Origin of the sequence: Pseudomonas carassii (assembly GCF_036324045.1) — a bacterium.
Lineage (GTDB): Bacteria > Pseudomonadota > Gammaproteobacteria > Pseudomonadales > Pseudomonadaceae > Aquipseudomonas > Aquipseudomonas peradeniyensis.
The window spans coordinates 1-17,237 of the sequence record NZ_JAZDCT010000060.1 but is presented as its reverse complement, the minus strand read 5'-3'; the positions used below and the strand labels follow the sequence as shown (position 1 = coordinate 17,237).

The 17,237-nt window shown below is 66.4% G+C and carries 17 protein-coding genes; 6 read left to right on the top strand and 11 right to left on the bottom strand.

What is annotated here, in order from left to right; translation table 11 throughout:
- Positions 1-22: 22 nt before the first annotated feature.
- The 3 genes from V0R62_RS26025 to V0R62_RS26015 all read right to left on the bottom strand — a co-directional run bounded on the left by V0R62_RS26025 (position 23) and on the right by V0R62_RS26015 (position 5,017).
- Positions 23-1,855 carry an ABC transporter ATP-binding protein gene (locus V0R62_RS26025; protein WP_330105740.1) on the bottom strand — a complete coding sequence of 611 codons (1,833 nt, stop codon included), beginning with the start codon at positions 1,853-1,855 and terminating at the stop codon, positions 23-25.
- Positions 1,848-3,629, bottom strand: coding sequence for an ABC transporter ATP-binding protein (locus tag V0R62_RS26020; RefSeq protein WP_330105739.1), 1,782 nt, complete (start codon positions 3,627-3,629; stop codon positions 1,848-1,850). Before V0R62_RS26020 ends, V0R62_RS26025 begins: the two co-directional genes overlap by 8 nt.
- Before the next feature lie 155 nt (positions 3,630-3,784).
- Entirely contained in the window at positions 3,785-5,017 is a 1,233-nt protein-coding gene (locus V0R62_RS26015) for an acyl-CoA dehydrogenase family protein (protein WP_330105738.1), read from the bottom strand.
- A 303-nt stretch (positions 5,018-5,320) separates the two neighbouring features.
- On the opposite strand from V0R62_RS26015, the gene V0R62_RS26010 reads away from it, so the two are divergent.
- Positions 5,321-6,367, top strand: coding sequence for an ABC transporter substrate-binding protein (locus tag V0R62_RS26010; RefSeq protein WP_330105737.1), 1,047 nt, complete (start codon positions 5,321-5,323; stop codon positions 6,365-6,367).
- A 15-nt stretch (positions 6,368-6,382) separates the two neighbouring features.
- The gene (locus V0R62_RS26005; RefSeq protein ID WP_330105736.1) at positions 6,383-7,114 is read left to right on the top strand and encodes a class II aldolase/adducin family protein; all 732 of its coding nucleotides are present in this window, start codon (positions 6,383-6,385) and stop codon (positions 7,112-7,114) included.
- 306 nt (positions 7,115-7,420) lie between these two features.
- Here the strand turns inward: V0R62_RS26005 and V0R62_RS26000 are convergent, their stop codons facing one another.
- From V0R62_RS26000 to V0R62_RS25990, 3 genes are read right to left on the bottom strand one after another with little or no spacing between them, the layout of a single operon-like run.
- Positions 7,421-8,590 carry an LLM class flavin-dependent oxidoreductase gene (locus V0R62_RS26000; protein WP_330105735.1) on the bottom strand — a complete coding sequence of 390 codons (1,170 nt, stop codon included), beginning with the start codon at positions 8,588-8,590 and terminating at the stop codon, positions 7,421-7,423.
- A gap of 15 nt (positions 8,591-8,605) precedes the next feature.
- Entirely contained in the window at positions 8,606-9,829 is a 1,224-nt protein-coding gene (locus V0R62_RS25995) for a lipase family protein (protein WP_330105734.1), read from the bottom strand.
- Positions 9,830-9,844: 15 nt separating this feature from the next.
- Positions 9,845-10,912: an ABC transporter substrate-binding protein gene (locus V0R62_RS25990; RefSeq protein ID WP_330105733.1), complete on the bottom strand. Its 1,068-nt coding sequence runs from the start codon at positions 10,910-10,912 to the stop codon at positions 9,845-9,847.
- 329 nt (positions 10,913-11,241) lie between these two features.
- On the opposite strand from V0R62_RS25990, the gene V0R62_RS25985 reads away from it, so the two are divergent.
- The gene (locus tag V0R62_RS25985; protein WP_330105732.1) at positions 11,242-12,324 is read left to right on the top strand and encodes a sigma-54 interaction domain-containing protein; all 1,083 of its coding nucleotides are present in this window, start codon (positions 11,242-11,244) and stop codon (positions 12,322-12,324) included.
- Between the two features lie 212 nt (positions 12,325-12,536).
- Positions 12,537-13,220, top strand: coding sequence for an N-acetylmuramoyl-L-alanine amidase (locus V0R62_RS25980; protein WP_330105731.1), 684 nt, complete (start codon positions 12,537-12,539; stop codon positions 13,218-13,220).
- A 52-nt stretch (positions 13,221-13,272) separates the two neighbouring features.
- Here V0R62_RS25980 and V0R62_RS25975 read toward each other — a convergent pair whose 3' ends face one another.
- Both V0R62_RS25975 and V0R62_RS25970 read right to left on the bottom strand, forming a co-directional pair.
- Positions 13,273-14,091, bottom strand: coding sequence for a hypothetical protein (locus V0R62_RS25975; RefSeq protein WP_330105730.1), 819 nt, complete (start codon positions 14,089-14,091; stop codon positions 13,273-13,275).
- A gap of 25 nt (positions 14,092-14,116) precedes the next feature.
- A complete protein-coding gene (locus tag V0R62_RS25970; protein ID WP_330105729.1) occupies positions 14,117-14,491 on the bottom strand; it encodes a hypothetical protein in 375 nt (124 codons plus the stop codon).
- Between the two features lie 253 nt (positions 14,492-14,744).
- On the opposite strand from V0R62_RS25970, the gene V0R62_RS25965 reads away from it, so the two are divergent.
- Entirely contained in the window at positions 14,745-14,939 is a 195-nt protein-coding gene (locus tag V0R62_RS25965; protein WP_330105728.1) for a hypothetical protein, read from the top strand.
- A gap of 1 nt (position 14,940) precedes the next feature.
- Here V0R62_RS25965 and V0R62_RS25960 read toward each other — a convergent pair whose 3' ends face one another.
- Positions 14,941-15,219, bottom strand: coding sequence for a hypothetical protein (locus V0R62_RS25960; RefSeq protein WP_330105727.1), 279 nt, complete (start codon positions 15,217-15,219; stop codon positions 14,941-14,943).
- 222 nt (positions 15,220-15,441) lie between these two features.
- Entirely contained in the window at positions 15,442-15,906 is a 465-nt protein-coding gene (locus V0R62_RS25955) for a nuclear transport factor 2 family protein (RefSeq protein WP_050705204.1), read from the bottom strand.
- 176 nt (positions 15,907-16,082) lie between these two features.
- On the opposite strand from V0R62_RS25955, the gene V0R62_RS25950 reads away from it, so the two are divergent.
- Positions 16,083-16,274: a hypothetical protein gene (locus tag V0R62_RS25950; protein WP_023631521.1), complete on the top strand. Its 192-nt coding sequence runs from the start codon at positions 16,083-16,085 to the stop codon at positions 16,272-16,274.
- A 1-nt stretch (position 16,275) separates the two neighbouring features.
- Here the strand turns inward: V0R62_RS25950 and V0R62_RS25945 are convergent, their stop codons facing one another.
- Positions 16,276-16,917, bottom strand: coding sequence for a YceH family protein (locus V0R62_RS25945; protein WP_330105726.1), 642 nt, complete (start codon positions 16,915-16,917; stop codon positions 16,276-16,278).
- Positions 16,918-17,237: the final 320 nt, after the last annotated feature.

Sequence of the window (17,237 nt, the reverse complement as noted above, 5' to 3'; positions counted from 1 at the left end):
CTTTCGCGGCACAAGGCCGCTCCTACACGGGTTGCGTGGTTCCGCCAATCTGCTCCCCGGCACTGCGCAGATACGCCGCGTACAACCCGGCATACACCCCGCCGGCCTCTAACAGCGCGGCATGCCGCCCCAGCTCGACCACCTGCCCATGGCGCACCACGGCGATCCGGTCGGCGTCGCGGATGGTCGCCAGGCGGTGGGCGATGATGATCGCCGTGCGCCCCTGGCACAGCCGGCGCAGCGCCTGCTGGATACGCCGCTCGGTATGCACGTCGACCGCCGAGGTCGCTTCGTCGAGCACCAGCACCGCAGGGTCGGCCAGGTAGGCGCGCACCAGGCACACCAGCTGGCGCTGGCCGTGGCTCAGGTGGCTGCCCAGCGGGCCGACCTCGGTGTGGTAGCCCAGCGGCAGGCGCTCCAGCACCTCGTCGGCGCCCAGCTCGCGGGCGGCGGCGATCAGCTGGGCATCATCGGCGCCGGGCCGGGCCAGGCGCAGGTTGTCGAGGAGACTGCCGCTGAACAGCACGTTGTCCTGCAACACCACGCCGACATTGCGCCGCAGGTCGTGCTGGGCGAGCTCGCGCAGATCGATGCCGTCGAGCTTCACCGCGCCGCGCTGCACGTCGTAGAAGCGTGTGAGCAACTGCACCAGGGTGCTCTTGCCATGCCCTGAGGGACCAACGATGGCCAGCACTTCGCCCGCCGGGATCTGCAGGTCGAGCCCGTCGATCACCGGGCGGGCGTTTACGTTGTAGGCGAAGCCGACCTGCTCGAAGTCCACCTGGCCTCGGGCCCGGCCCAGCGCACATGGCTGTGCAGGGTCGAGCACCTGGGCGCGAGTGTCGAGCAACAGGAAGATGCGCTGCGCCGAGGCGCTGCCGGTGGCGTAGCGCTCGAACAGGTCCGACAGCTCCTGCAACGGGCCAAGGAACAGGAACACGTAGAACAGGCTTTCGGCCACCTGGCCGACGCTCACCCGGCCTTCGGCCAGGCCGAAGGCGCCCACCAGCAACAGCACGGCCATGCCCGCCGTGCCCAGCAGCGCGGTGAACGGCGCGAACCAGCCGGTGCGCAGGCTGCCGTGGATCAGCGCCTGGTTGAAGGCCTCCAGCAGGTGCCGGTAGCGCCGCTGGTTGCTGGCCTCGCGCCCGCACTGCTGGATCAGGCGCACGCCGCTGACGCTCTCGACCAGGTGCGCGGTGAAGCGGCTGCGCTGCTCGGCGACCTTGGCCCAGTTGCGCTGCGACACCCGTTTGAAGCGCCAGGTGGCCAGCGCCAGCAGCGGCACGGTGGCCGCCAGGCTGTAGAAGAAGCTCGGCTCGATGCGCCACAGCATCACCCCGGCCAGGCCGCAGCGCAGCAGGGCGCCCAGCAGCTCCGGCGGGCCTTGCACCAGCAACGGCTCCAGCGCGTCGACGTCGCGGTCGGCGCGGGCGATGATGCGCCCGGCGCGGGTCTGGTCGAAGTAGCTCACCGACAGCGCCTGGACATGGGCGAACACCTGCACGCGCAGGGCGTTGAGCACACCGATGGCGGCGCCGCCGGCAATGAACTGGGAGACGCCCGCCAGCAGGAAGCGGCCCAGCCAGCTGGCCGCCAGGCCCAGGCCGAGCCACAGCACCAGGCGCTCGTCCAGCAACCAGTGGCCGGCGTCCTGGATCAGCCCGCGGTCGAGCAGTTCGCGGACGAACCACGGCCGCAGGAACACGGTGAACACCAGCAGCAGCTCCAGGCCGATCACGCTCAGGATCGCCCTGCGGATCGGCCGCAGCAGTGGCAGCAGACGGCCCAGCATGCCGCGGTCGAGGGCCTGGCGGGCCAGGCGCTGTTCGATGTCGATATCGCTTTCAGCCATGCTCGATCCCCAGCAGGTCACGGTAATGCGCGTTGTTTGCCGTCAGCTCGGCATGGCTACCGCTGGCGCTGATGCGCCCGCCGTCGAGCAGCAGCACGCGATCGGCCAGCAGCAGGGTGGACAGGCGGCTGGTGATCAGCAGCAGGGTTGGCGCACGGCCGGACTGGCTGCGTTGACGGCGCAGGTTGTCGAGCACGCGGTGCTCGCTTTGGGCGTCCAGGGCGCTGGTGGCGTCGTCCAGGCACAGGATGTCGGGCGCGCCGAGCAGGGCGCGGGCCAGGCACAGGCGCTGGCGCTGGCCGCCGGACAGGGTCACGCCACGGTCGCCCAGCGGTGTGTCCAGGCCGTGGGGCAGGCGCTCCAGCACATCCTCGGCGGCGGCCTGGCGCAGGGCCTCGCGCAGCTCGCTGTCGGTGGCGTCGGGCGCGGCCAGGCGCAGGTTGGCGGCGAGCGAGTCGGAAAACAGGAAGCTTTCCTGGGGCAGCACCTGCACCCGGTGGCGCAAGGCCGCCAGGTCGAGATCGCGTACATCGTGCCAGCCATGGGTGTCGCTGCCGACCCGCACGCTGCCGCCATCCACTTCGGCCAGGCGCGGCAGCAGGCTGGCCAGCAGGCTCTTGCCGCTGCCGGTGGCGCCGACCAGCGCCACCACCTCGCCGGGGCGCAGCTGCAGCGAGCAGTCATGCAGCAGGTCGCGGCCGGCCTGCGGCGCGGCCACGCGCACCTGCTCCAGCTTCAGGCCCAGCGGCCCTTCTGGCAGCGCGCCCTGGCCGCTGCGAATGGCGGGGCGCTCGTCGAGCAGTTGCCAGATGCGTTCGGCGCTGGCGCGGGCGTCGGCGAAGGTCTGCATGACCCGGCCGATGCCTTCGATGCGGAACACCAGGGTGGTGCCCACCAGCAGCGAGGTCACCAGCTCGCCGATGCCCAGGCGCCCGGCGGCCACCTGGTGGGCGCCGTACACCAGGATCCACACATGACCGAGGGCGACTACCGCCTGCGGCAGGGGAATGCGCGAGCTGGCATAGGCCAGCGCCGTGCGGGCATGGCCGCTGAACAGCGTCACCTGCTCGGCGAAGCGGGCGATGCGCCGGCCCTCGAGGCCGAACGCCTTGATCACCCGCACGCCGCCGATGCCTTCGGCCAGGTCCTGGCTGACCTGGTCGTAGGCCGTGGCCACGGCCCGGTCGAGGCCGACCAGGCGTTCGGTCTGACGCACGAACAGCCACAGCCCGACACCGGTCAACAGCAGCGGCACCAGGCCCAGCAGCGGGTCGTACCAGGCCAGCAGACCGACCGCCGCCAGCAGCACCAGCGGGGTCTCGACGATCTGCCGCCAGAAGGTGATCAGCGCATCGCGCACCTTGTCGGCGTCGCGGGTGGTGCGGGTCACCAGCTCGCCCATGCCATGGCGCCAGTGGTAGCCCAGGTGCAGGGCCTGGACCTGTTCGAGAATGCGTTCGCGCAGGCGCGTCAGCAGGGCCTGGCTGAGCACCAGCGACAGCACCGCGGCGGCGTACTGCAGCAGGCCGCGGGCCAGGGCGATGGCCAGCAGGGTCCACAGCCAGTGCCAGCCCAGGCTGGCGTCGAGGCTGCCATCGGCCAGGCGGGTGACGGCGCGGCCGGCGCCGACATCGTTGACCGCGTGGCCGATCAGCCATTGCTGCCAGGCCAGGCCCAGGTTGCCGGCGATGTACAGGGTGGCGACCAGGGTGAAGCGCCAGGGCATCTCGCGGTAGATCGCCAGGGCGCGCAGGAGGGGGTGTCGGGAGGTCATGCAGGGCTCGGGTTGTCTGTCGGCTATCAGCTTCCCCCTGTGGGAGCGGGCTTGCCCGCGAACACCGGCGAAGCCGGTGCCATGCACCGCGTCGCCATCTTCGCGGGCAAGCCCGCTCCCACAGAGCGCTTGGCTCTGGATTGATGCTTGGCGTGTCAGCGACGTGTAGCGCCTTGCGCTTCCTTGGCATTGAGCACCGCCGTGTACTCCCCCGGATCCACCCCGTTGAGGTAGTAGTTGCCGACGTTGTGCAGGCGCCAGCGGATCGGGTCGTGGGTGGTGTGCACCCGGGCGTCGCGCCAGAAGCGGTCCAGGTTCCACTTGCTGAGCGAGGCGCTGGCGCCCAGTAGCGAGAACAGGTCGCTGGCGATCTTCAGCGCCGCGCCGTCGGCATGCGCCCGGGCGGTGGCCACCGAGAGGATCAGTTCGTCCTCCAGCGCCTTGTCCGCCGGGTCGCGTTCATGGGCGTCGAACACCCGCGCCGCCTCGCGCAGCACCGACTCGGCGCCGCGCAGGGCCACGGCGTACTCGCCGATCTGGCGGATGATGTGCGGCTCGTCGCTGGCCCGTTCGACACCACTCTCGACCCAGGCCCGGGCATGCTCGCGCAGGTAGTCCAGCGCCGCCTGCAGGGCGCCGGCGGCGATGCCGCTGTCGATGGCGGCGTGAAGGATCTGCGGGAAGGTCAGGCCGGTGCGCTTCATCGGCCCACTACGGAAGGTGACGAAGCGCTCGTCGAGGACGATCTCGTCGAACTTCACCGTGCCGCTCACCGAATGCTGCTGGCCGAAGGCGTCCCAGTCATCGACCAGGGTCAGGCCGGGGGTGTCGCGGTGCAGCAGCACGCCGGCGCTACCGTCCTCGCTGGCGGCGGTCAGCGAGATCCACTCGGCCAGGTAGGCGCCGGTCGAATAGAACTTGCTGCCGTTGAGCACCAGCTTGCCGTCGGCGCGGCGTTCGACGCGGGTCTTGAGGGCGAACTTGTTCTTGCCGCCGACCTCGGCCAGGGCATTGCCCAGGCGCTTGCCGGCCAGCACATCAGCCAGCACACGGTCGCGGACCTCGTCGGGGTAGCCGCCGAGCACGCCGCGCAGCATCACGTTGTGGATCTGCAGCAGCTGGCCGACGCCACCGTCGGCGGTGGAGACCAGGCGCACGGTCTCGACGATGGTCGCGACCGAGGCGCCGAGGCCGCCGAACTGCGTCGGCACGCCGATGGCGGTGAGGCCGCTGCTCGACAGCAGCTCGGCCTGGCGGCGGGGCAGTTGCCGGTTGTTGCCTGGGTTGGCGGCGAGGGCGGCGATCTCGTCGGCGACCTGGCGGGCGATGTCGATGGCCTCGGCTTCATGGGTGATGCGCCGGGCTGGCGGGTGTTCGATGGTGGTCATGGGTTACCTCGGTGGCAGTGTATGGCCCATCGCGGGCCTGCCCCGCGATACCTGCAAACACCAGAGCAACTTCTTTGCCACAGCCATGAAACCCACGCATCACTGGGCCTTCAGCGCACCCTTGCTGCTCCAGCAACACCCCTGGTCGCGGTTTCTGCTGATCAGGCAACACCTGCGCCGCAATCCTGCATCCTGATCAGCAATCGCCACCCTGGTCATCAGCGCAAAGCCTCGTATTCCGGGCATTCCAGCCCTTGGCACGGGCGCTGCAATGTTCCTTGCACGACGTCCAAGGAGCCACCCATGACCCTCCCTCAAGCCACTCCCAAACCCGAAACCCTGGAGCGCCTCTGGTTCACCCGCTGCCCGGTGCCCACCGCCTCGGGCATCGCCTACAATCTCGGCTGGCTGCAAGACGAATTCGCCGCCGACGGCCTGCCCATCGATACCCTGCAGGAGGCCCGCCAGCTCGGCCATCACCACTACGATCACCAGCTTCCCGGCCTGTTCCGCGAGGGCGGCAACCTGCCGGCCCTGGCCGCCCGCGCCGCCGGTGCGCCAACGCGGCTGATCGGCCTGACCTGGATTGAGGAGTGGCAGACCATTCTGGTCCGCCCCGACAGCAACATCCGCCGCCCTGAAGACCTGCGCGGCAAGCGCCTGGCACTGCCGGCCTGGGGTGACAACCGCCCCGGCAGCATCGCTCGGGCCATGAGCCTGCACGGCTACAAAGGCGCGCTGGCCTCGGCCGGCCTGGGTTTTGATGACGTGCACCTGGTGGAGGTGGCGCTGCTCGACCCGTTCGATGCCGGCACCCCGCAACTGGGCCTGCAACGGCTGTGGTCGGGCCTGGACCCGCTGGTACGCGGCGAGGTGGACGCGGTGTACGTCAAGGGCGCCGCCGCCGCCGATGCCGCCCGGCGCCTGGGCCTGGTGGTGGGCATCGACCTCGATGCCCTGCCTGACCCGCGCCACCGCATCAACAACGGCACGCCACGGCCGATCACCGTGCACCAGAGTCTGCTCGACGAGCACTTCGACCTGGTGACGCGCTTCCTCGCCCAGACCCTGCGCGCCGCCGACTGGGCAGCCGGCAACCGCGATGCGCTCAACGCCATCCTCGAGGACGAGACCCGCGCCGGCAGCCAGGGCGTGGCCGAGGCCTATCGCGGCGACTTCCACACCACCCTGGCACCGGACCTGTCGCCCCAGCGCCTGGCCTTCCTCGACATCCAGAAGACCTTCCTCAACCTGCATGGCTTCCTGGAACGCGACTTCGACCTCGCCGACTGGGTCGACCACCGCCCCCTGCAAGCCGCCCACGACCTGCTGGCTCAGCGCCGCGCCTGATACCGGAGACCGAGCATGACCGTACTGATCAACGAACGCCCCCTCACCGCCGAGCTGCAAGCCTTCACCGACCAGGTGCTGGCCGAGGCCGAAGCGGCCTTCAGCGTGTTCCGCGAAACCCGCACCATCACCGCCAACGGTACCGTCGGCTTCATCGAGCGGGTGCCCGGCGAGGAGCTGCTGGTGTCGGTGAACTACGGCGGCCCGTGGAACCACCGCAAGCCGCTGGAGGCGACGGTCAGCGACTTCGCCGGCAATGTCATCCTCGGCAAGGGCAAGGGAGGGTTGGGCCGCTACACCAAACTGTTCCAGACCCACGCCGACATCACCACCGTGTCCCACGTGCACAGCCCGTACCTAGGCGCCTGGGCCCAGACCCACCGCAGCCTGCCGTTCCACTACGTGCCGGTGCAGCGCTACCAGCTGGCCCGCGAGCTGCCGGTGTACATCGATCGCCGCCAGGCTGAGGTGGACTTCATCCTCGAGCAGATCGCCGCCAACCCGTTCAACCTGGCCATTCTCGAAGCCAACGGCGGCACCACCGTGTGGGGCAAGCAGGGCCTGCGCGCCACCGCCGAATTCATCCTGCTGCTGGAGGAGGGCGCGCAGATCCAGCTGCTCGCCGACGCCCTTGGCGGCTCGCGTCCCTATGGCCCGGGCGTGCTCACCCAGCAGTGGAAGATGAGCGGCCTGTACGAGCGCGCCAGCGAGCTTGGCCTGGTGCCCGGTATCGACCGCCGCAACTGATCTCCCACCTTTCGCGCAAGGAGCACGCCCATGAAGGTCAAGAACCTCCGGGGGCGTGCGTCCCGTCCTGCCGTGGACACGCTGCGGCAATGCATCAGGTGAAGGCTGCGCAGACCAGCCGCCACCTCCGTACGTTTGCAACTGCCAGCTTGGCCACCTGCGCCTGCGGTTGGGCGTTGACGCGAGCACTGTAGGAGCGGCCTCGGCAAGGCCGCTCCTACAGGGGGTAGTGCTCAGCCTTTTAGCCAGAGATTCTCGAAGCGCCATGCACTGAACAGCGAGCGCTCTGGCTGCGCGCCGCCGAGTTCAGGCCTGGCCCGGACGGGTGAGCGGGGCGCGTTGGTCACGGAAATGCGGCAGGATGTGTTCGCCGATGCGGTAGGCCTCTTCCAGGTGCGGATAGCCGGCGAGGAAGAACAGGTCGATGCCGATGGCATGGTACTCGCGGATCCGCGCCACCACGTTGGCGTGGCTGCCGACCAGGGCGCAGCCCGGCGGGATGCCGATGTAGCCGAATCCGGTCCACACGTTGGGGTGGATGAAGAAGTCGTCGAAGGCCCGCGCTTCATCCTGGTCGGCGTATTCGTGCTCGTAGCTCAGCTTGCGCGCGGTGCGCAGCCCGGCATGGGCGGCGCGGGCCTTGACCGTGCCCTTGGCCACGCCCTCGTCGAAGAAGCGCTTGGCCTCGGCCCGCGCGGCCTCCTCGGTATCGCGGGTGATGACATCGATCGACAGGCCGAAACGGATATCGCTGCGTCCGTGCTTCAAGGCGCGAGCGCGGATGTCGGCGATCAGCGCGGCGATTTCGTCGGGGTGCTCGGCGCGCATCAGGTAGAAGTCGGCGTGCCGGGCGGCGAACTCCCGCGCCGCCTCGGACGAACCTGCGGTGCAGATCAGCGGCAGCTCGGCCTTCTTCAATGGCCCGCGCAGGCCACCGCCTTCGGCGCTGTAGTAGCGGCCCTGGTAGTGGAAGTCGGGGTTGTGCCAGTAACCGCGCACCACGTCCATGAACTCGGTGGCGCGGGCGTAGCGCTCATCGTGTCCTTCGAAGTCGCCGACCTGGCGCTGGATCGCGTCCGAGCCGCCGTTGATGATGTTCCACACCAGCCGGTTGCCGGTGGCGCGCTGGTAGGTGGCGGCCTGCTGCACCGCCACCCAGGGCGTGTAGTGGTAGGGCTGGAAGGCGGTGACGAACTTCAGCGTGCGGGTTTCACGGGCCAGCAGCGAACACACTGTCCACGGCTCCTCGCCGGTCGGCGCGTTGACCATCAGCGCGCCGCCGAAGCCGTTGATCTCGGCGGCGCGGGCCACCTGGCCGAGGTAGTCGATGTAGCTAAAGTGCTCGCCCACGGCGAAGCCCGAGACGGCCCCGGTGCTGGGGCCGCCGGCATGCCAGTCGCCGCGGTTGCGCGGGTCCCCCGGGAGGAACTGGGTCTCGCCGTGCAGTGGCAGGCGGGTGAAGAATTCGAGGCTCATGGTCGCGCTCCTGGCTTACTGGACACTGGGGTTGCAGATCGGGGTGACGGGCTGGCCGCTGATGACCTGGCGGGCGAACGGGATCGAGTCCCGGAGCGAGGCATTGACTGTCTCGCTGTGGCCCAGGCCCTTGTACAGGTGGCCCTGGACCACGGAACCGGCCTTGCAGGCATCCTGCATCAGGGCCACCTGGGTGCTGGCGGCGGGGGTCTTGTCCTCGGCGCCGGTGCCGATGAAGATCGGTTGCGCCAGCTTGAGGGTCGGGTACGACACCTGGGCCAGCCAGGCCTTGAGCTGGTCGCCCTGGTAGTCCTTCTTGGCATTGGCCGGGGTCAGCCCGCTGCCGACCACATCGCTGACCAGGGCGGACAGGCAACTGCTGCGCGCCTGCTCGAACAGCGGCAGGGCCTTGTCGGTGTAGAAGTCGCGCGGGTCGATGCTCGGGTCGTACTGCTGCGCCGCCAGCAGGGTGTAGAAACCGTAGGCCAGCGCCGGGTCGACCTTGTTCTCATCCTGTTCGCCGACGTTCTTCGCGCCGATGGTGTAGATCACCCCGGTGCCGATGCTGCCCTTCACCCCCAGGTTCGGCGCGTAAGTGGCGGCATAGGCGCCGGCGGCGAAGGCCCCGGCGCCGCCTTGCGACTGGCCGACGATCAGCACCTTGTTGGCCAGCCCCGGCACGCCGGCGACCACGGCCTTGGCCGCGTCGAGGATGCCGTAGGCGGCCATGCGGTTGTTCAGCAGCGGGTGGCCGCCGGGCACGCCCAGGCCCTGGTAGTCGGTGGCGACGATGGCATAACCCTCGTCGAGCCAGCGGTTGAGGTACTGCACGTCACGGTACGAGCGGCCGGCCCAGGACGGCGCGCAGATATCGGCGATGCCCACGGTGCCATGACCCCAGCTCGCCACCGGCCAGCCGCCAGCGGGCGCCTTGCCCTTGGGGATGAACAGCGCGCCGGAGACCACGATCGGCGTCTTGCCGTCGATGCCGTCCAGCGAGGTGTAGAGGATGCGTTGCGCGCTGGCGGCGTTGGGCAGGCTCAGGGCCCTGTCCAGCGGCTCGCTGCGCAGCAGCTTGCCGGGGGTGGCCGGGATGGCCTTGCTCCAGGTGTAGAAGGCCGAGACCCGGCCGTCGCCCTGTTGCGGGTCGGGCCTGGGGGCGAAGGTGTCGGCGGCCACGGCGGTGATGGACAAGGCCAGGGCCGACAGGCCCAGGGCGAATGAGACGGGCAGTTTCATGGGCGTATCTCTTGATCAGTGTTGGCTGAGCTGGGCGTCGAGGGACGGCCAGTAGTGGGTGAGCTGCAGGTCGCTCAGGGCCTGGCGGGTGAAGCCGGTGGCCAGGTCCGGGCCGATGTCGTAGGGCGTGCGGATCAGGCGGTTGTCCAGGGCGTAGCGGGCCAGTGCCTGGTAATGGGCCTTGAGCTGGGCATCGCTCTTCGGCGCCCAGCGCGCCTGCCAGGCCACCGGGTCGTCCTGGTCGTCGCGGCGCAGCACGCTCTCGGCGACGCCCGCGCGGGACGACAACTTGTAGTAGGCGTCGCGGTTCTGCTCCTGGGAGATCCACCAGGCGGCCTTGACCCAGGCGGTGGCCACCAGCTGAGTAAGGTCGGCGTGCTGCTCGACGAAACGGTCGGTGGCCCACAGGTCCGAGACCAGCCGCCAGTCGTCGGCGCCTTGCTTGGTCGACCAGAGGATGCGCGCCACGCCCTTGTCTTCCAGGGCATAGGCTTCGTTGAGCAGCACCGCCGCATCCACCTTGCCCGCCGACACCGCCGCCGCGCCGACCTGCGGGTTGAGGTTGGCGATCTTGAAGTCGCTCAGTTGCAGCCCTTGGCTGACGAGGAAGTTGCTGAAGGCGAATTCCCACGGCCGGCCACGGTGCAGGGCCAGGCGCTTGCCCTTGAGGTCCTGGATGCTGCGGGCGCTGGAGTTGGCCGGCACCACCAGGTACACGTTGTTGCCGCTGCCACCGGGCACCACCAGCTTGCCCGGCACGTTGCCGGCGCCGGCGATCACCGAGGGCAGGTCGCCGCGCACGGCGAAGTCCAGGCTGTCGTTGCTGAAACCTTCGTTGATCTGCGGACCGGCGCCGGCATGGGGCAGGGCGACCCAGTCCAGGCTGATGCCGCGCTGAGCCAGTTGCTGGGCGAGCCAGCCATCCTCGATCACCCGCCCGGGGATGCCGCCGAACACCGGCACGCCCCCCTGGGTGAAGGCGACGATGGCGATACGCACGGATTTGGGCGGCTCGCCGGCCCAGGTGGTGAGGCTCAACAGCAGGCCGAGCAGGGCGAGGCCATGGCGCCAGAGGTTTTTCATGATGTTGCACTCCCGACAGTGTGCGGGCCGCGTGCTTGAGCGGCCCAGGCGTTTGCCAGAGCAGGAGCGAAATGCATGCCAGGGCGCTGCGGGCAGGGCTGTAGCCCTTGTGCGGCAAGGGTTACGCGCTACAGCCAAGGCAGTGTTGCGCGGTTCGAGGTGCTGATCGGCAGGCAGGCCGTTGCTGACCGGTTGCTGCTCCAGCAGCAGTGCAACGGTTGGTTTCTTATATATTCTCTAATCGAATATATAAATATTTATTAATAATTTTTCGGTCTAAATTGTTTCATGCACTATGAGGGCGCGCACACACTGCCAGGAATGCCCCCATGTCGCTGATTACCCATCCCAATGCCCGCGAGCTGACCAAATCCGTGCGCGCCACCGTGCTGGTGTTCAAGGACCCGCGCTCCCAGGAGCTGCTCAGCCGCATCGAGCGCCTGGCCCCCAGCGAAGCCAACACCCTGATCATCGGCGAGACCGGTACCGGCAAGGAGCTGGTGGCCCGCCATATCCACAAACTCAGCCGCCGCCATCGCGAGCCTTTCGTCGCGGTGAACTGCGGCGCCTTCGCCGAGACCCTGGTGGAGAGCGAGCTGTTCGGCCACGAGAAGGGCGCCTTCACCGGCGCCACCTCGAACAAGGCCGGCTGGTTCGAGGCCGCCAATGGCGGGACGCTGTTTCTCGACGAGATCGGCGACCTGCCGCTGAATATGCAGGTGAAGCTGCTGCGCGTGCTGCAGGAACGTGAGGTGGTCAGGCTCGGCTCGCGCACCCCGGTACCGATCAACGTGCGCCTGGTGGCGGCGACCAACGTCAACCTGGCCGACGCCGTGGTGGCCGGGCACTTTCGCGAAGACCTGTTCTACCGCCTGCACGTGGCGACCATCCGCCTGCCGCCGCTGCGCGAACGGCCGGGGGATATCCTGCCGCTGGCCGAGTTCTTCATCGAGGAGCATTGCCGGCGCCTGGGCTACGAGCGCGCCAGCCTGAGCAGCGAGGCCGAGCGCAAGCTGCTGGCGCACAGCTGGCCGGGCAACATCCGCGAACTGGAGAACGCGATTCACCATGCGCTGCTGGTGTGCCGCCAGCAGCAGGTGGCGCCGGGGGACCTGCACCTGGTGGACATGCGCCCACAGGCGCTGGGGCAGTTCGAGCATGGTATCAGCGCTACTGTACCGGCAGCTGCCATTGCGCCAGTCAGTTTGGAGAGCGCGTTACTGGCGCTGTTCGAGCAGAATGTGCCCAACCTGTATGAGCATATTGAGGAAACGGTCTTTCGGGCGGCTTATCGCTATTGCCATGGTAATCAACTGCAGACTGGACGATTGTTGAATATAAGCCGAAATATTGTCAGGGCACGCCTGGAGAAGATTGGCGAGCTGAAGACGGGGGCTGGCCAGTCAGCCTGAAGCAAACGCGTTGAGCGCAGGTGTTCAGAATAAATTGAATATTCAGGTCGTGTATTGGATTGAATGAAGGCCTTTGGCTATCATTGTTTGGCGCGGAGTCTGTTATTGCTTCGTCGAGCGTCTTTGTACGCTGCAGTAGATTCAGGGGTAATTTCAATCCGCTGCATCCACTATGACTGATTCAATTGCGTCCGTGCTCACGGGAGGTCTTCATGTCAGGCCCTGCTGATAATTACCATTTCCTGTTGCCTGCGGCCCAACGCCCCAGTGAAGCTTCGATCAATGAAGCTTGGTATCCAGGGGTGCAAGCCTATTGGAAAAACTGTACAACCAAGCGCAGTGTCGATCCGATTTTCGGCATCAAGGCTGTCGTCATTCATGCTACCGCCGGCAGCAGTTCGGCGGGTGCCGTATCCGTGATGAAGAAAACCAAGGATGCGGCGTCCTTTCACTGGTTGGTACCCGATGAAAACGAAGAGCAGCACGGTAGTCTGGTCTGGGCTTGCGCACCAGAAGCGCGGGCGGCCTGGCACGTCAGGAATGTCGCTTTTCATCAGGATGTCAATGGTGGCGAGACGCATGTCAACCATTGGTCTGTCGGAATCGAAGTCGTGAATTTACAGGAGAATGATCCGTTTTCGTCTTGGCAGATTCAGGCCACGGCGGATATTGTCCGGTATTGCTGGGCGAAGTATCCGAACCTGCAGCATGTGGTTTCGCATGCAAAGCTCGACCCTAAACGTAGAAGTGACCCAGGCAGCCATTTCGATTGGGAACACTTCAAACAACTGGTACTCAGCGGGCCCCACGCGCCGTTGCCGCCGTTGGTATTGAAGGCTACGCCGCTGTCTGAACTGCCTCTTGTGGATGGGGCCTCGTGTTGCGACAGCAACTGATTGTTCGTGCCCTCCAGTGGTGATTGGTCTGGTGGCCAATCACCGCTATCGCTCAAGGGGGAGAGACGGTTACCGGAGTGGTCTTCAATTCCACCGACCTTGGTGAGTACAGGCCTGCCTCAAGCACTTTCAAACGTTGTGTCTGGGCATCGAGCAAGGCCGCTTCCTTTTTCTGGATGCCGTCCAGCCTGGAGGCGAGCGTGTCGTGCTCGCGCTCCAGCAGGCGGGCGCCGACATAGAGCACGGCAAGTGAGAGAAGAACGGGGACAACCAGCGATCCGTTGGTGATCATCCAGATCCAGCGCATGCGTGGATCCATGAGAGGAGAGGGCGTAGTGGCGACGGGTTGCGGTACGGTACTGTAAGCGGAAAATGCGCTGCGCAGCGTTGGGGAAGAGAAAATATCGGTATTCGTTGGACTCAAGTCCCGATATCCAATCGCCTCGGCGAAGGCAACAGGTACATAAACTGAGAGAAAGATGTCGAAAAGTTCGAAGTTTCCATCGAACAAAGCAACAAGGTGTTTGAGTCCTGCAATTTCTACAGAGAAGTCAAGCGAGCCGTAATGAAGATTGAACAATCTGAAGCTGATGAGGCTAATGTGTTTTCGCTGCTCCTCCTCGAGGGGTGAAATATCTTGTGTTCGCGACTCTTGCCACACATGACTGAAGTGAAAGGCCAAGCGATTTCTCAAGTGTTCACCAAACCAACTGGTCAGGCGCTCCTCTAACGTTTCAGTCGTAGGCTCGGTCTCCTCATTGTATCTTCTATCTTTCACAAGTGCTTTCCAGAAACTCTCTGGATATCGACGATCCTCGTTGTCCCTGCCCGACTTAAGTGTCATACGCACATCGAAGCGATCTTCACGCATGGATGTTCCCTCCACTGTCCGATACTCAGCGCATGTTCTGTGATGTGCCTTGGGCAATATTGACGGCAGTTTTCTTCAGTTCCTTGGCTTGGGCGGTGTAAGTCAGGATCGCGTTCCAGAACCCAGAGCCGCCACTCGCCAGCAGGCCCAAGCAAATCAGGCCGAAGTCGTGTTTAAAAAAGGGTAGTTCCGTGGGTAAGGCATCGCGGGACAGGTAGGCTGTGATGACGCCGCCGATAACAGCCAGAATCTGCAGGTAGGAGCGACGTCTGGATTCCTGTCGCGGATCCGCCTTTGGTTGATCGAGCCCAGGTATAAACCCTTTGATTATCTCGACAAGCCGCTCAGTGGCTACGCTGAGCGCCAGTACGATACTCAGCAGCGCTGCCAATGCCTCCACGGTACACCTCCATGTATTGTGGGAAACGTCTCGCGAAAGAGGCCACTGGCCACTATCGTCATCGTTTTCACTATAGATGGGGTCGGTGAATGGGCAAGGTGGCGACCATCAGTGCGATCAGGTGGTTTCTACCTCATCCACATAGGATTCGAAGAACCAGTCGGGAATCTCTTCGTTGCGGTATTCCAGCTGCACGCCATCGGTGATTTCCGCCAGCCACACCGCACTCTGAAAACTGCCGGGATGCGATTAGATGATGCTCGAGATGGAACGCGTGCAATTCGGCCTGGGTGGCCGGAATGCCGAACGGGGCGAGGTCGATGAAACCGGTGTCTTTCGCTTCGTGCTCGAGTTCGTCGGCATTGACGAAAAGGCGTGTAAGCGCCGCAGGCAGACTGGCCTTGATGGTGCTCTTGCCCGAGCCGTTGGGCCCCGCAAAAACACGTAGTCTAGGCACGCCCGCCGGCTGTCTCGTCATCGCCCCTGCGCACGCTGATCACCTCGCCGACCCGCACTTTGCGTCGGGGGCTGGCCTTGCCCAGCACGGTTCGGGCGCCATCGGCCCCGACGCGTACCAGTTCGCCTTCATCGACACACAGGACGCCGCGCTGGCTGGCCTGCAGGGCACGCAGGTAGGCCGAATGCGTGGCCTCGCTGGCGTGCAGGGGGATCTGTTGCTCAAGGGCATCGAGGTCTCGTTCGGAGACGTTCTTCGCTTTTGCTGCCATCGCTGGACACCTCCGCGCAACGCGAAACCGCTTGCGCACATGGGAGGCCTCATAGCGCCGACACCGTAAAAAGGCATCAAGGAGGGTCATCGGGCTGTCCTGGGGTGGAGTCGCCCTGCAGTCTGGCATAACGCTGCGCTCACTGTTTCCCAGCTCCGCGTAGTCCGTTTCCCAAACCTGAAACGGGGCCGTCGAGCGGCCCCGCCGATCCGGCGGCGCACCTCAGAAGCCGAAGTCGCTCAGCCCCGGGTGATCGTCCGGGCGGCGCCCCAGCGGCCAGCGGAACTTGCGCTCGGCCTCGCTGATGGGCTGTTCGTTGATGCTGGCGTGGCGGTTGCGCATCAGCCCGTCCTCGGCGAACTCCCAGTTCTCGTTGCCGTAGGCGCGGTACCACTGGCCGCTGTCGTCGCGGTACTCGTAGGCGTAGCGCACGGCGATGCGGTTGTCGGTGAAGGCCCAGAGTTCCTTGATCAGGCGGTACTCCAGCTCGCGGTTCCACTTGCGGGTGAGGAAGGCTTGGGCCTCTTCGCGGCTGCTGCAGAACTCGGCGCGGTTACGCCAGTGGGTGTCGAGGGTATAGGCCAGGGCCACCTTGGCGGCGTCGCGGCTGTTCCAGCCGTCTTCGGCCAGGCGCACCTTCTCGATGGCGGTTTCACGGGTAAAGGGGGGCAGGGGTGGGCGGGACATCGTGGTCGATCCTTGCGGGAAGTGGGTTTGCAGGACCGAGATTAGACCCGTCGCAGGGCAGGGAGAATCGGTGCGCCGGGCACTTCATAATTGCCCTCGGAGGAACAATCCGTGCGGGAGTGCCAGGCCTGGCTGTCTATAGTTACCGCACAAGCCAGCCCCACTGGAGCCCACTCATGACCCTGATCAGCCGCGAACCCTGGTGGCTCGTTCCGCCCAAGCCCGGGCAGACCGAGCAGGACCTGCATTGGGGCTACCTGGAAATCTACGCCGACGGCCGCACCGTGTTCGTCGACCAGCGCCCCAGTGAGCGGGAGCTGGCCGAACGCAAGAGCTGCCGCAACTTCCCCGACGCCGAAAAGCCCTGAGTCAATCTTCGAGCTGGGCCAGGCGCGCTTCCAGCGCCGCCACCCGGGCTTCCAGCGCCTCGATGCGCTCGTCCGCCGCGCTGGCGACGCGGCCGCCACCGTCCTGCTGGCGGGCGGCGAGAATCGCCTCGATCTCGGCCGGGTCGCCCAGGGCGTGGGTGTAGCGATCTTCGCGCTGGCCGGCCTGGCGCGGCAGGTGCAGGGCCAGTTCGCGCGAGACCAGGCGCTCGAGCTGGTGCTGGACCTGATCGACGTCCTCGAAGGCGTACAGGCGGTTGCTGCGGGTCAGCAGCTCGCTGAGGGTCTGCGGGCCGCGCAGGAACATCAGCCCCATCAGCACCAGCTGCGCCGGCACCAGCTCCAGGGCCTTGTCTACCCGCTGCTCCCAGCGGTCGGCGCGGCTGCCCATCTGCAGGCGTGCCATTTCCTGGTTCTCCAGGGCGCGCAGGGCCTGGCCGACCTGGCCGGGGGAGAGGTTCATGACGGGTTCGCGGCTGGTCTTCTGGTTGCAGGCCAGGACCAGGGCATTGAGGGTCAGGGGGTAGGTTTCCGGGCTGGTGGCCTGCTTCTCGATCAGCGAGCCGAGCACGCGGATCTCGATGCTGCTGAAACGGCCTTCGCCGGTGGTTTGGTGTTCTGACATGGCCCTGTCTCATTGCGAGGAAAAGGCCACTAGCCTAGGTAAAGCGTCGGGCTTAAGCAATCACTGCCGCCGTCGCGAGCCGGGCCTGCACGCATCACCCAGGGTATGAGTGATAGCGGAGCCGACCCGCTGCGGCGACAGCGATCAGGCAGTGCTGCCCAATGCCTGGTCGCTAGCCTTGCCGCGCCCGCCCAGCCACACCAGCAGCAAGCCGGTCGCGGCCAGCAGGCCACCGGCCATTGGCACCGCCGCATAGCCCAGGTCCAGGCTGATCACCGCGCCACCCAGGGCGGCGCCGACGGCATTGCCCAGGTTGAAGG